The 14431-nt window shown below is 56.5% G+C and carries 15 protein-coding genes; 3 read left to right on the forward strand and 12 right to left on the reverse strand.

All coding sequences use genetic code 11. The features are described from left to right. Positions 1-54: 54 nt before the first annotated feature. Both ACR0LZ_RS04720 and ACR0LZ_RS04725 read right to left on the reverse strand, forming a co-directional pair. Positions 55-444, reverse strand: a complete 390-nt coding sequence (locus tag ACR0LZ_RS04720) for a hypothetical protein (RefSeq protein WP_480748618.1) — start codon at positions 442-444, stop codon at positions 55-57. Between the two features lie 52 nt (positions 445-496). After that, positions 497-1264: a DUF1013 domain-containing protein gene (locus ACR0LZ_RS04725; RefSeq protein WP_480748619.1), complete on the reverse strand. Its 768-nt coding sequence runs from the start codon at positions 1262-1264 to the stop codon at positions 497-499. A 129-nt stretch (positions 1265-1393) separates the two neighbouring features. On the opposite strand from ACR0LZ_RS04725, the gene ACR0LZ_RS04730 reads away from it, so the two are divergent. Then, entirely contained in the window at positions 1394-2023 is a 630-nt protein-coding gene (locus ACR0LZ_RS04730) for a ribonuclease T2 family protein (RefSeq protein ID WP_480748620.1), read from the forward strand. 5 nt (positions 2024-2028) lie between these two features. Here the strand turns inward: ACR0LZ_RS04730 and ACR0LZ_RS04735 are convergent, their stop codons facing one another. The 3 genes from ACR0LZ_RS04735 to ACR0LZ_RS04745 form a co-directional block, all read right to left on the reverse strand. Further along, complete coding sequence (locus ACR0LZ_RS04735; protein WP_480748621.1) at positions 2029-2517, reverse strand: hypothetical protein; 489 nt, start codon at positions 2515-2517, stop codon at positions 2029-2031. Positions 2518-2608: 91 nt separating this feature from the next. Next, on the reverse strand, positions 2609-2878 hold the full coding sequence (locus ACR0LZ_RS04740; protein WP_480748622.1) for a CBU_0592 family membrane protein: 270 nt from the start codon (positions 2876-2878) through the stop codon (positions 2609-2611). 49 nt (positions 2879-2927) lie between these two features. Beyond that, entirely contained in the window at positions 2928-3479 is a 552-nt protein-coding gene (locus ACR0LZ_RS04745) for a helix-turn-helix domain-containing protein (RefSeq protein ID WP_480748623.1), read from the reverse strand. 106 nt (positions 3480-3585) lie between these two features. Between ACR0LZ_RS04745 and ilvD the strand changes: the two genes are divergently transcribed. Next, complete coding sequence (gene ilvD / locus ACR0LZ_RS04750; protein ID WP_480748624.1) at positions 3586-5418, forward strand: dihydroxy-acid dehydratase; 1833 nt, start codon at positions 3586-3588, stop codon at positions 5416-5418. Positions 5419-5570: 152 nt separating this feature from the next. Here ilvD and ACR0LZ_RS04755 read toward each other — a convergent pair whose 3' ends face one another. Continuing rightward, complete coding sequence (locus ACR0LZ_RS04755) at positions 5571-6389, reverse strand: sulfotransferase family protein (protein ID WP_480748625.1); 819 nt, start codon at positions 6387-6389, stop codon at positions 5571-5573. Between the two features lie 144 nt (positions 6390-6533). Between ACR0LZ_RS04755 and ACR0LZ_RS04760 the strand changes: the two genes are divergently transcribed. Beyond that, positions 6534-8111: a DUF5928 domain-containing protein gene (locus ACR0LZ_RS04760; RefSeq protein WP_480748626.1), complete on the forward strand. Its 1578-nt coding sequence runs from the start codon at positions 6534-6536 to the stop codon at positions 8109-8111. A 16-nt stretch (positions 8112-8127) separates the two neighbouring features. On the opposite strand, the gene ACR0LZ_RS04765 is transcribed toward ACR0LZ_RS04760, so the two are convergent. The 6 genes from ACR0LZ_RS04765 to ACR0LZ_RS04790 form a co-directional block, all read right to left on the reverse strand. Beyond that, positions 8128-8772: a DUF1523 family protein gene (locus ACR0LZ_RS04765; RefSeq protein ID WP_480748627.1), complete on the reverse strand. Its 645-nt coding sequence runs from the start codon at positions 8770-8772 to the stop codon at positions 8128-8130. Positions 8773-8782: 10 nt separating this feature from the next. Continuing rightward, complete coding sequence (locus ACR0LZ_RS04770) at positions 8783-9049, reverse strand: hypothetical protein (RefSeq protein ID WP_480748628.1); 267 nt, start codon at positions 9047-9049, stop codon at positions 8783-8785. Position 9050: 1 nt separating this feature from the next. After that, a complete protein-coding gene (locus ACR0LZ_RS04775; protein ID WP_480748629.1) occupies positions 9051-10388 on the reverse strand; it encodes a DUF6638 family protein in 1338 nt (445 codons plus the stop codon). Positions 10389-10509: 121 nt separating this feature from the next. After that, on the reverse strand, positions 10510-10884 hold the full coding sequence (locus ACR0LZ_RS04780) for a hypothetical protein (protein ID WP_480748630.1): 375 nt from the start codon (positions 10882-10884) through the stop codon (positions 10510-10512). Then, on the reverse strand, positions 10884-12815 hold the full coding sequence (locus ACR0LZ_RS04785) for an AAA family ATPase (RefSeq protein ID WP_480748631.1): 1932 nt from the start codon (positions 12813-12815) through the stop codon (positions 10884-10886). The genes ACR0LZ_RS04780 and ACR0LZ_RS04785 overlap by 1 nt, the downstream gene beginning before the upstream one ends. A 350-nt stretch (positions 12816-13165) precedes the next feature. Continuing rightward, on the reverse strand, positions 13166-14284 hold the full coding sequence (locus tag ACR0LZ_RS04790; RefSeq protein ID WP_480748632.1) for a hypothetical protein: 1119 nt from the start codon (positions 14282-14284) through the stop codon (positions 13166-13168). Positions 14285-14431: the final 147 nt, after the last annotated feature.

Here is a 14431-nt window from a genome sequence, read left to right on the forward strand (position 1 = left end):
CCCTCCTGGTCTGGAGACTGGGAGGCTCGCTTCAGATGAAATGCCAAACTCTGGTCAGCTTTCGCTGCAATATTTCGGTAATTTCAGGCGATACCGGGGATTGCCGCTGTCCACATAGATCCGCTTTTCGATACAAGCCGTTGTTCCGACCGTCTGGGCAATTTCTCCCTCTGTCGAAGTAATCGATGTTGCTGAACCGTCAGGCAGACGAACCGAGGTGATCACTCCTTGGCTCATATCGCCGTTGACGGCAGTCGCCGAAAGTACCGGCACCGTTATATACGCTTCGTGTTCGTGGGCTTCGTCGCCGCCGAACAGCAGCAGTCCAGTCAGAATTGTGGCCAGTCCGGCAACTCCAAGAACGGCAAGTCCCTTGGTTTGAAGAAATACGTATACCGACACCGCGCGATGCGATCCGATCAGTTTGGAAAGCAGTTCCAGCATGAGAAATCCGGGTTAAGAAAGCCCCGGAGCAATCTCCGAGGCTTGTTACCTGTCAGAAACGTGGATCGTCGCTGTCGTCTTCTTCCTCGTCTGCTCCGCCTTTGGGCAGGTTGAAGAAGCTGTCGGCGTCGATCATCGGTTCGTCATCTTCCTTGCTGTCGCTGTCGTCCGACAAAGAGAATGTCTCCAATCCTTCGATCGCGGTAGGGATCTTTGGTGACGCGTCCATTTCAAGCGACTGTTCGGTCGACACCAGCTTGCGACGCTCGTCGTCACTCATCACGCCGCCTTCTGCGGCTTTCTTGGCGGCGGCCTTCTGCACCACGGCATCCAGTTCGGACTGCTTGCACAGACCCAAAGCAACCGGGTCGATTGGCTGCATGTTCCCAATGTTCCAATGTGTGCGTTCGCGGATCGACTGGATCGTCGGCTTGGTGGTGCCCACCAGCTTGGCGATCTGGCCGTCGCTTAGCTCGGGGTGGAACTTGACCAGCCACAGGATAGAGTTCGGGCGGTCCTGCCGTTTGCTGAGCGGCGTGTAACGCGGGCCACGGCGCTTTTCTTCGCCAGATGCCGCCGGGTTGAACTTGAGCTTCAGCTTATGCAGCGGGTTGTTCTGGGCCTTGTCGATCTCTTCCTGAGACAACTGGTTGTTGGCAATCGGATCAAAACCCTTGACGCCGACTGCCACGTCTCCATCGGCGATGCCTTGAATCTCCAATTCGTGCATACCCACGAAATCGGCGATCTGCTTGAAGCTGATCGTGGTGTTATCCACCAGCCACACGGCGGTCGCCTTGGCCATCAGAGGTTTTGCCATGAGCCTCACTCCTTTGAATACATCTTTCCCGTCGCCGGAATTCGGCGGCCTCGCGAAGCGGGGCAGGTTTCCGTTGTCGGGGAACTCGGGCCGTATATAGTCCGACGTGACGAAGAAGGGAAGAGGTGAATGCGCTGGGTATTTTTGTGGGTTTTTTTGGTTTTTCCAGCATTGGCGATTGGTGAGGAGGCGGGCGAATTTGACTACTATGTTCTGTCTCTCAGTTGGTCGCCCAATTGGTGCGCCCGCGAAGGAGACGCACGCGGAGCGGAGCAGTGCGATGCGCGCCACGACTACGGATGGATAATGCATGGGCTTTGGCCGCAGTATCACAGGGGTTGGCCTGACTACTGCCGTACGATCCAAGCGCCGCCGACCCGGCGGATGACCCGGGAAATGGAGGATATTCAGGGAAGTGCTGGTTTGGCGTGGCACCAGTGGAAAAAGCACGGCACATGTTCGGGATTGAGCGCGGCCGATTATTTTGGCCTGTCGCGTCGGGCCTACGAAATGGTGGTTCGGCCTGAGGTATTTCGTAAACTGGACAAGACCATCAAGTTGCCGGCCGCAGTTGTTGAGGACGCTTTTCTGGAGGCCAACCCCGCTCTTGATCCCGACATGCTCACCGTCACCTGCCGCGATGGGTTCATCGAAGAAGTTCGGGTGTGCCTGTCAAAATCGCTGGAACCTGTTCCCTGCGCGCGAGACACGATACAGGACTGTCAGGCCAAGAATGCGGTGTTCCAGCCGATTCGCTAGCGCTGTCATCCCTGGTCTTTTTGGCATTCGCGAGCATATTCCAGCGCCTTAGCGGTTCCTTTCAGATCTATTGCCATGACCTTTTGCCCTGCAGGATTATACACTGTCATCACCTTGCGTAGGGCAATCGCAGTCACGAAATTCCGGTCCTTGAAGAACACTGTGGCCCCCGGAATTCGATCCTGACGGAAACCTATGGCGGTCGCATCAAAGTTTTCGCCATCCAGATCAAACCGGATTGGATAGATTTTGCCCGGTTCGACATCTCCCCAAGCCTTGTTGTAAACGGTGAAATACCCGCGATTGTCCAATGCATCATATCCCAGCCGAACCACGGAAAGGTCTTGATAGACGGTCTGGATCAAGCAGCCATTGCCCAAAGCCGGGTCCATCATAATATTCCATCCTTCGGCAAAACCTTTGTCGACCAATTCCTGAGCCGGAGCAGATGTGGCAGTTAGGGCGGTAAGGGCGAGGGCAAACAGTTTTGTCATGGATAGGGTTCCGGCGCTGGATTTTTTCCAGCCATATCGCATGAGCCCTTGAGCCTGAAGTATTATTGCAAACTCTCGCGTGGATTTCAGGCTATCGCAGGTGGCGTGTCCGAAAATGCTGACCGATTCCGACAATGCTGATCAAGATCCAAAAGCATTCAATCAGCATCGAGGCCAGGTTGAAATTGGTCATCAGCGAGAAAACGATCAGAGCTGATCCTACGAGATTCACCACCGGAAATCTCAGATCGTCCGAGTTCAACCAACGCATCTGGGTCGCGAAGTAGGCGATCACAACGATCAATGCTCCGAATGATCCGATGGCGTCCGCCAAGGATAAGGTATCAAGAAATTCGGCCAAGGAGGTCTCCTGAACTTCATATTTTGTGCAAAACAAGTCAGCCTAGAGATTACGCAGGTGTCGGTTGCGCGTAATGGTGCATGTTGAGAAAGGTTGCTCCCGCGTGTCCCGCTCGGTAGCCGTGGGGCAGATCGGCGGCAAAGCGAAGCCCCTGACCTGCGTTCAGTGGAACCCATTCGCCGTCGCGCAGCACATCCAGAGTTCCATTCAGGACGAAAACCTCTTCTGTCACGCCTGCGGCATGCGCAGGGGATTCGTGGTATTGATCGGCGTACAAAGCCACGTGAAACGTTTCCGCACACAAGACAGGGTCGAAAGGAAATACGATCTTAACCCTGATTTCACCCGGAAAGGTCACCGTACGGAACACACCGGCATCGGTCGGGTCACGCAGGACATCGTGTCCAATCAATGCGCTTAGCGGCAGTTGGAAGCCTTTGGCGATCTTCCAAAGCGTGGCAATGGTCGGACTTGATTCGCCTCTCTCAATCTGGCCCAGCATGGCTTTGCTGACGCCAGTCAGTTCGGCCACTTTCGAGAGACTCAATCCCGCTGCCGACCTTACTTCCCGAAGTTTTAGGGTGATTTCGTTCGATTCCATGCCCGTGCCCCGCAATATCGCTTGTACGTTATAACGTACATCGGGTAGCGTGCGCTATAACGTACAAGCACCCTATCGCAGGGGCGGGCAAAAGGGAAAGAGCATCATGCCAATGTACCGATCCAGAACCTCGACTCACGGACGCAACATGGCTGGCGCGCGCGGTTTATGGCGTGCGACGGGCATGAAGGACGATGATTTTGGCAAGCCGATCATCGCCATCGTCAACTCGTTCACGCAGTTCGTGCCGGGGCACGTGCATCTGAAGGATCTTGGTCAGATGGTTGCGCGCGAGGTCGAGGCCGCAGGCGGTGTCGCCAAGGAGTTCAACACCATCGCGGTGGATGATGGCATCGCCATGGGTCATGACGGCATGCTCTATTCTTTACCGTCGCGCGAGATTATCGCGGATTCGGTCGAATACATGGTCAACGCCCATTGCGCTGATGCAATGGTCTGCATCTCCAACTGCGACAAGATCACTCCCGGAATGTTGATGGCTGCCATGCGCCTCAATATTCCCGCAATTTTTGTCTCTGGCGGGCCAATGGAAGCGGGCAAGATCGATATTGCCGATCTGGATGCCAAAAAAATCGATCTTGTTGATGCGATGGTTGCCGCCGCAGATGACAAGTACACTGACGAGCAGGTCCGACATATCGAGGAAAACGCTTGCCCGACCTGCGGGTCGTGCTCGGGTATGTTCACCGCCAACTCGATGAACTGTCTGGCCGAAGCGCTGGGTCTGGCGCTGCCGGGCAACGGTTCGACGCTGGCCACGCATGCCGATCGCAAGGGGCTGTTTCTGGAGGCAGGACGCAAGATCGTCGACATTACCAAGCGCCACTACCAGGACGAGGAAAAGGGCCTGCTGCCGCGCGAAATTGCAACCTTCGAGGCGTTCGAGAACGCGATGAGTCTGGACATCGCCATGGGCGGCTCCACCAATACCGTGCTGCACCTGCTGGCAATCGCCAATGAAGGTGAGGTGGACTTCACCATGACCGACATGGACCGGCTCAGCCGACAGGTTCCCTGTTTGTGCAAGGTCGCGCCGAATATTCACAATGTTCATATGGAAGACGTGCACCGTGCGGGCGGGATCTTTTCGATTTTGGGGGAACTCAGCCGTGCAGGCCTTTTGCACAATAGCGTTCCCACCGTGCATTCCTCGACCATGGGTGAGGCGATTGCAAAATGGGACATCAAGGTGGCCAACAATCCTGAGGCCGAGCAGTTGTTCAAGGCCGCGCCCGGAGGTGTCCGCACAACGCAAGCCTTCTCGCAGGCCAACCGGTTCAAAGAGTTGGACACAGACCGGGAAAAGGGCGTGATCCGTTCCAAGGAACACGCCTTCAGTCAGGATGGCGGTCTTGCGGTTTTGTTCGGAAACATCGCTCAGGACGGCTGTATCGTGAAAACCGCTGGTGTGGATGAAAGCATCCTCAAGTTCACCGGCAAGGCCCATGTCTGCGAAAGTCAGGACGCCGCAGTGAACGATATTCTGACCGGCAAGGTCAAAGAAGGTGACGTGGTCGTGATCCGCTACGAAGGCCCGCGCGGCGGTCCGGGCATGCAGGAAATGCTCTACCCGACCTCCTACCTGAAGTCGAAGGGCCTCGGCAAAGCCTGCGCTCTCTTGACCGATGGGCGATTCTCGGGGGGCACATCGGGCCTGTCGATTGGCCATGTCTCGCCCGAGGCAGCCGAAGGCGGGACCATCGGCCTGGTACGTCAGGGTGACAAGATCGAAATCGACATCCCAAACCGCTCGATCCATCTGGCCGTCACGGATGAAGAACTTGCCCAACGCCGAAAACAGCAAGATGCTGCAGGCTGGCGTCCCGCAGAGCCGCGCAAGCGCAAGGTGTCAACCGCGCTGAAGGCCTATGCCAAACTGGCCACCAGCGCGGCAAAAGGGGCCGTTCGTCAGCTTTGAACGCCAAGTAAAAACAATCGATCCGCCCAATTGGCGGATCGTCCTGTTTCACGAATGTGATTTCGAAAATCGATGACCTGTGCCAACCGGTTTTGTGAACTGGTGGAGTGTCATCATTGGCATTCCGCACGGGAGGCGTTTTGATCGACGCTTCAATCCCCCAGCTTGGCGTGCACCTCGTCCAGGTCGATCTCGCCTATTGGCAACTTGTTGGCGGGGTTCGCGAAGTCGTATTTGAACAGCTCGAAATCGCGCTTGTAGATTTCATAGACAAGATGCATCGACAGATCGTCAAAATAGTCCTCGACCGGATGGGCGCGTTTTGGGCCGTGCCCTTCGGATTCGTTGAAGCGTGGAATTTCTGCCAGATCGACCGGATGCCGGACATCGATACTGTCCAAGACACCCTGCATGCCGTCATTGAAATTCTCGGTCCAGAAAATCCGGTCGTATTTTCCGCCATTTAGAATGAAGGTGGAGATGTGTCCCGACATGGCCGACCAGTGAATGTCTGGATCCATCGGGCGTCGCCAGCGGATCGTGTCGCGTGCGAACAGCAGGAAGCGACGAAAGCTCTTGATCTGGTCGAAGTCCTGTTTGCCGTCGTCACCGCCAACTTCGATACCGTAGTTGTATATTAGTGACGGAACCAGGTTGCCACGGTACCTTTTCCCATTGCGCTGGATTCCGCAAATCTTGTCGAAGAACGAGCTGAGAATCCGCGTATATGGGTTGCGTACGCAGGTGAAAGCAAAAGAACTGTGAGATTTCACATTGCGGCTGATCGGCTCCTGGCTATGGTCGAAGGCCCATTTATGCAAGCCGTCCTGAGCATCATGGATGTCGCCGTCGAAAAACCTGCCGTGATCCGAATAATACATGATCTGGCCGATGGTCGAGCAGGCGCATTTCGGCACCACGCGATACACCATGCTTTCACTTTCCGTCATCCAAGTGCCGGGAAATCCCATCTGCCGTGCCTCCAATACCTGCTTCGTTTCAATTCAATCGGCAGGCGTTATGTTCAAAAAAGCAAAAATACCGAGTTTATTCAATCGCTCGTTCGCATTATCAGGGTGTTCCAAGAGCAGCAATAAGGCACATCGTCCAAAGAAATGGCTAGAATTGCGTATATCCTTTTGTGCCACAAGGACCCCGAGGCGATCATTGCCCAGTCAGAGCAACTGACGGCGGCGGGCGACTATATCGCGATTCATTTCGATGCCAGGGCGGGAAGCGCGGAATTCGAACGTATTCGGTCTGCCCTGTCACCCAATCCGAACGTGACGTTTGCCCGTAAACGCATCAAATGCGGTTGGGGCGAATGGTCCTTGGTGCAAGCTTCGCTTTACGCTGTCGAGGCCGCCGTCGAGGCATTTCCGCATGCCAGCCATTTCTATATGCTGTCTGGGGACTGCATGGCGATAAAGACGGCTGAATACGCGCATGGTTTTCTGGATGCTAACGACAAGGATTTCATTGAAAGCTTTGATTTTTTTGAAAGCGACTGGATCAAAACCGGAATGAAGGAAGAACGGCTGATATATCGCCATTTCTTCAACGAACGGTCGCAGGCGTGGTGGTTTTACAGGTCGTATGAACTGCAGAAATCACTTGGGCTGTCGCGGGACATACCCTCGGATATTCAGATCATGATCGGCAGCCAGTGGTGGTGCCTGCGCCGTCAGACCATCGAGAAAATCTTGGAAGTCACCCGCGTAAGGCGCGACGTGATGCGGTTCTTCAGAACCACATGGATACCCGACGAGACTTTCTTCCAGACGCTCGTGCGCCATCTCATTCCCCGAACCGAAATCGAAAGCAGAACGCTCACATTTCTGATGTTTTCGGATTATGGCATGCCGGTTACATTCTACAATGATCACTACGATCTGTTGCTGTGCCAGGACTTCCTATTCGCCCGCAAGATCAGCGCCGAAGCTTTGGAGCTCAAGAAAAGGTTGGGGCAGCTTTATGCGGCGACGGGTGTGACGTTTCAGATATCGAACGAAGGGGGCAATCTATACAGCTACCTGACCAGCCGGGGACGGATTGGGCGGCGGTTCGGTCAGCGATTCTGGGAGACGGAAAGCACTCTGGGGCGGGATCGGGAACTGATAATCCTGATCTGCAAGAAGTGGCATGTCGCCAAACGCCTGCTAGACCAGATATCTAGTCACACCAACTTTCCGGTGGTCGAGTATCTGTTCAACGAGGAAGACACTCTCCTGCCGGATCTTGGTGGTATTGAATCGGCTTTGTACAAGCGCAGCCGCCATTGTCGCGCGTTGCTGCGGATGTTGTTCGATTACTTCGAATCCAACTGTCTCGTGATCTGCCTGGACCCTGCGAATCTGGATCTTATCGAGGATTTTTGCTCTGACCGCTCGGTGACCCGCCTCCTGGAAATCGAGTGTGAATACACCGACGAATATCTCGTGGGCCATGCCCATCGCGTCGGATTGGCCGGAGAGCATACACCGCCAGCACATCTGGACCGACTTTTGCCCACGATCCGAAACGACATCGCTCATGAGGCCGATTGTATTCGCGATGCCGGGTTTCAAAACTACAGCAGGATTAGTGAAACACACCCGAAAGAAGAGAACGCAAAAAAACTGGCCGAGGTTCTGCGGATTCCGCAAGAACTGGCGCTAGAAATATTGTCGGTAGATTATCTGTTTTCCGATTGAGGGCGGTTCTGCCGGCTTACTTGGACTTCCAGCTGTCCAACCAACGGCGCAACCGACCGCGCCGTTCATCAATAGCGTCGCCAGCCGCGTAAAGACTGTCCTCGACGCTGTCGATCATCGGATCGATCCGTGCTTTGCGGAACCGGCGCCAGCGCACCCAGATGGCCCAAACAAGTGCGAAAAACAGAGTCAGGAAGAAGATGTTGAACCACGGGATGATGCGGGCATCTGGTCCGTCGACCGGCTTGATGATGATTGCATTCGGGAAGATCGACAGGAATTCGTTTCGCCAACCATAATGCGTGACGGCCACCCATTCGGGATTGTCCTTGGTCGAAATGGCGTCATTTGCCTCGGTATACAGATTGGCGGTGTCAAATTTGAAATACGGCGGCCAGCCCCAGCCGGTATCTTCGTTGCGATAGACGATGGGCTTGCCGTTGGCCCGTACTGCCTGAATGAACTGCACGTCGCGGTTTGACAGGCTGGTCGATTGATCCTCGGGTTCCGACCAGAAGATGCGGGTCCAGTCGGTCAGGTCCTGCCGTTCCTCATAGGTGTTGACGATGCGCACCACGTCATGTTGGGGCAGGGAGTATTGCAGGAAAGCACCCAGTGTAACCCAGAAGATCAGGATGATTGCCCATTTGACATAGACCATTTGAGGGTCCTCACATGTAATTCACGATATAGATCAATACCGCGATTGCCACCCACGGTATGATATAGACACCAAGGATCAGTTTGCGACGGAAGGAATTGTCATAGACCTTGAGCCCGCGTTCCACAAACGCTTCTTTGTTGCCCGTCTTGCGCTGTTCATCCCACCACGTTTCCAGCTTGTCGCGCCGGACATTGCGGGAATAGATCGACAGGACGACATAGGCAATCGTCTGCAGCACAAGCAAAATGAATATCAGCCGCAGCGCACCCAGCATCTCAACCTCTCCTGATCGCGCCCCAGGGGCCGGCGCGGTGAATGATGTCTTCGCTCACCTGGTCCTCGCCGCTCATATCGGGTTCGTGCCCGAAGAGTGCGGCGCGCGCGCCCGCCTTGTCCACCTGATATTCCCGCGCAAGGAAATCTGCCACATAGGCGCGCTTGGCATCCGGCCAGGTCGCATAGGTTCGATAAAACAGTTCCTTGTGGCAGATGAACATCTGGCGCGGGTCAAGCGGCGCCAGCTCGGTCAGCAGCATGTTGACCAGATCACGGTCGCGCGTGTCCGCCGCGCGCAGCGTGTAGAAATAGGCCGGGTGGTCCGAGGTAATGCGCGGCCACGACCCTCCATCCTCGGCCCAGCGCAGCAATTGCGCCAACCCGTGATAAGCTTCCGGCAACCGGTCCGCATGATTGCGTGCCAGACGGCGCATGTCGGTGCGATCCAGCCCGGTCAGGTCGATGCCCGCGCCAGCAGCGGTGTCGATGGTGATGAAATCCATCTTTTGCCGCAGGATCGCTGCCGCGTCGACGCCACGCGCCTTGACGATAGGTTCGACCAAGTCGTTGAGGTCCAGAAACTTGGCGATCCGGTTCCGCTCGGTCAGATCAAAGACGTAGCGGATCGGCAGGTCATCCGGTTTCGTGCCTGCACATATCGCCGCCGGGTGGTCTAGATCGGGAAACAAATAGAGCCCGCCGAAATGGGCCGTCCAGAAATTGCGCTGCTCAAAGGCCGTGTGGCGCAGATGGACGGGGTTGCGCGTGACGTCGCCGGTTTCTTTGGCGGTTTCGATCATCCTGGCGATCAGTACGTCGTCGAACCAGGCGTCCTCTTCGGTCTTGAAGCGTTCGACCATGCCCGCTAGCTGCTGGGCTTTGCGTAGGGTGCCGCCTGCGGTATCAGCCTCAATCTCGATCTTGCGCAGGTTCAGCAGATCATTGGGCGTCGTGAGCTTGAAGACCGAGTTCACCAACTCTCCGGCCACGGAATCGGTAGCGGTCAGGGCAAACAGCTGCGCTTCATTCATCTCGATGAACTCGCGCAGGATATCGCGCGAGGTCGAGAATTTGACGTTCAGCAGAGGCGCGCGTTTCTGCTCGGTCGTCAGAAGGATGAACTGCCGGTTGACCCCGTTGGGGTTGAGGTAGAGCTCATCCTCCAGCTCAATCCCCACCTCGGGCGAATAGCCCGAGATATCGACGTGGAAATCCGTCAGCGCCGTAGCCTTGCCCGCCAGATGCTGCAGCGCGCGGTTATACCTCTGAACCAGAGCCGGGCTGGAGATGTGGACAAGGTTGCCGAACATCAGGCCTTTTTTGATGAGGCGGATCATGACATAGGCCTTTCCGCACAACGGTAGCGATGCGCCCGGCCCGAGGGTGGGTGCGGAACGCGCCCGCCCTGGGGGGCGGGTCGGGCGCGTCGCGGCTTCGCCGCGAAAGGGTAACGAATCTTCAACGTTTCCACCGTTTAGCTTTCGCTTCATCGCTGCATTCACCTCCATGAATTGTACAGAAGCCAGCATCTTCGTTAAGCCAATCAAGAAATTCTCTTTGGCTGCCCCCACTGACCGAGTTCCGGCAACGCTGCCCGTTGTTTAGAACAAAACCGCACTGCGGGGTTCCATCGGTTTCCACCCAACGCAAGTAATCTTCTTTGGTCGCACCGTGCTTTCGGGCAAACCACAGTCCCTTGTCTGCGACAAATTCCGCAAGATCGTCTACTTCCAAGGAAACGGTTTTTTGGCCACCGGGTGCACGTACGCCTGCAGCAAATTCGATACCAGCAGAAACCAAAGCTCCAATTGTAGACTGACATAATTCCGTCATCACCCCTTCCCCTCCAAATACCTTCTCTTCGCCTCTTCCATCCGGCTCATCTCTCGCACCGTATTTTCAATCGCCACCTCGTCGGACTTGTCGGCGTAGCGGAATTCTGAATCGGCGTAGCGGTTGATTTCCTGGATCACCATCTCGACCGTGATCGGCTGGCGCAGGTCCGCGATCATGGCTTTCTTCTCGTCGTAGGACTTGAAGAGGAACAGGTCGGGCTTTTCCATCCATTCGTCGGGCAGTTCGAAATCCATCGCGCGGACCTTGACCGCGTCGGTGATGTTCTTGATCGCGCGGCCGGTGAACCGCTCATCCGCTTGCTGGATCGCCTTGAGGTAGGTTCCCAGCTTGGCGATTGTGTCCATCTGGCCGATCTCGCCGGAGACCCGATCATAGACCTGCAGCAAAGCGTCCTCATGCGGGCGGGAATGGCTTTCGAAACTGGCGGCGACGGCCTTTTTGATTTCCTGCGCGGCATAGGCCTCGTGTTCGCCCAGCGGAATGTCGTGGTTGCGGCCCATCAACAGGTGCAGGATGTCGATGTAATCCTCGCGCGTCTGCGGCCCATCGACCAGGAAACGCGCGCCCGCCCGCTGTCGCAGGGCGTCGTCCACATTCTCGGGGTAGTTCGAGAACATGCCAAAAGTGCAGTTGCCGCGCACGACGGTGTTGGCGCCCGCAAAGCTCTCCATCAACACGGCGGTGATTTCCAGTTGCCCGGCTGATGACTGCCGGTCACCGCGCTTACCCGCCAGCTGGTCGATATCGTCGATGGTGCCAAAGCCGATGACCGAGGGGTCGATGATCGTGTTGATAAACGCCTTGGCGTTCTGGCCGGATTTGCCCTGATAGCTGTCGATATTGTCGGTGCTCAGGTTCTGATAGCGGAACGGATAGCCCGCGTTCTGGCAATACTCGTTGATCAGCCCGGCCATCATCTGGATCAGGGTGGTCTTGCCGGTGCCCGGTTTGCCGTCACCCATGAAGGTAAAGATGAACCCGCCAAGTTCCGCAAACGGGTTCAGGCGGCGGTCGAAGTCATAGGCCATCAGCATCTTGGCCAGCTTCATCGCCTGATACTTGGCGATATGGTTGCCCACCACCTCGTTCGGTTTCTTGAACGTCATGGTCAGGGTGGTGGATTTGGCCTTTGAGGCCGGCTCAAAACCCCGGATGGTCAGGTCATCCGCCTCGATATGCCAGGCCGCGTTTTGGAACGGGGCCAGATGACCTGCGGATTGGGCGCGCAGGGCTGACTTCTCCATCAGTTGCTCGGCATAGGCGCTGGTGGCGGCGATCAGATGCGCGTCGTCGGGGGCATGTTTGGCCAGCGTCTGGTCCAGCTCCCACAGCGCGCCGTGCAGGGCAAGTTGGCCATTGTCGGTCAGGACCTCTTCGATCTCGCCGATATCGACGGTGGTTTCGCCTAGGTGCGAGGACATCAGATAGGCCAGCGCATTGCCGAAGGTGTGCGACGTGATCAGCGCCTCAGCCGTCAGCAATTCCGAGAACTCGGTCTTGCGCGCAGCTGGCAGATCCCCGGCCAGATTGGCGCGTTTCAGGTCGGCCAATGGGGTCTGTTCCGCATAGTTGTCGGCCACGGCCAGAGCGATTGCGATGGCGCGGCGGATCGCTTGTTGTGCAGTTGCCTGCGGCGGCGAAACCAAGGCGTCACCATCATCCGACGCCTCGATCCGCTCAACCAGATGCACCCCGTCTGCGCGCACGGTCCGGCGTGTCACCAACCCCGGTGTCGTCGAGCGAAACCGCCGACCAGTCGAAACACCCGGCGAGCGTTCAACGGTGGCTTCTACCGCCTTGGCAATTCGCGGCGCATGCTCGAACCCGTTTAGCAAGGCGGTCGCCGCCGGATAGTGCTTGCGAATGTCGTCTTCGCGCAATTCCATGTGATCTAACGTCAAACTCATTTCAAAAGCCCTTACAATCCAGCAACTAATTCATAGGTTTTAATCTCGGTAATAGTTTGGTTTTCGTCTAGCCGGGCACAAACCCAGCGCCGGCCTCCCGCCCAAAATCCGTAACTCATGTTTCTATTAAAACAGACAGGCAGCGGATCCGGATCATTTGCCGTGGGAATGAAAGCAGGTCCGCTTTTTCTGAAACCGTGTCTACGTAGGTCCCGCGCTAGCATGTCTTCCGAACTGCCAACGGGATAATCTTCGGCGATCCGTGAGCGGAAGGTCTCAAAATCCTCTACCAGATACCCGCTGCATCCTGACAGCGGTAGACATAGAAGGGCTAAGAGAAATTTATTCATTTAGTACCTCAACACCTGCCCGGTCTTGCTGACGACGAACTTACGCACATCGGCAAACCCCGGCGGGTTGCGTTCGGCCAGCACCTGAAACGGGCGCTGGGGTAGAATGATCGAGCGTTGGGTGCGTGTGGCCCCGGTCTCGGCCCCTTGCCCACCAAACGGATCCAGCGCAAAAACCTCGCGCTCGACGGTGGAAAACCACCCGGCGCGTTCTTCGATGACCTCTTCGCTTTCCAACTCTTCGGTGGTCCATGCCAGTGCCCAATCCTGACCCTCGGGTGCTTGCGCATCCTCCAGCACCTGCCGCAAAGGGCCGGATTGTTCGGTATAGGCCGAGGAATACATCGGGCCCACATGGATGCGGCGCAGGTGTTTGGGGTGCAGATCGTCGAAATCCTGATCGAAGCCCTTGGCGATCGTCACGAGTTTCAACCCGCCCAAGGATTGCGCCATCAGATGTGCCTGCACCTCGGGCCAGCGGCGCTGGTCCTTGGGCAGGGCGGTTTTGCCGCTGTCCTCCAACTGCATCAGGTAGATGACCGGCAGATTGATCTGGCTGTCATAGACCGCCCAATGGATCATGAACTTGCGCCGCTCGCCCTCGTTCCCGATCCAGTGGCATTCGGGATCGTTGCGGGCCCAGAACAGCTCTCCCTTCAATAATTCCTCGTAATAGAGCCTTTGCGACAGCGCGAATTGCAACTTGGTCGGGATGTCCCGGTCACCGATGATGGTGCGAACCATGTCGGTTTTCAGGTCGTCTTCCGAGGGCATATTGGCCAGATGCACCTGCGCCTGCTGCGCGTCATTGGCCATGGTCAGCAACTCAGCCGCCACCGGAAACCCACTGTCACGTTTGTCCATGGCGAGGCTGCCAAAGAACCGCCCCGTATCGCGCCCGACCAGCAGATATTTCATGGAAAGCGCGCGGAAAGTGTAGAGCAGCCCCGAGAGGTAGCGCGACACGATCCGCACCTCTTGCTTCGAGATCGCGCCCTCAGCCTCCATCGTCGCGGCCACGCGCAGGAGGTGGACGGTGATCACCTCAAATTTCCGGAAATACCGGCGCGAGGCGAAAGTGTCGGTCAGGCCGACATGGTCTTGGGTGGGGTCAGTCAACGGTTTCGTTCCACAAACGATAGGCAGAATGAGACAGGCCTGCGACTACAAGACAAACAGCCAGCCATCCAAATGGCCCTCCCAGAACCGCGTACATAACTGAGAATACAAGCCAAAAACCGCCTAGAACGACCCACCAAAACCAGT

The sequence above is a fragment of the Ruegeria sp. CI1 genome, assembly GCF_056536925.1.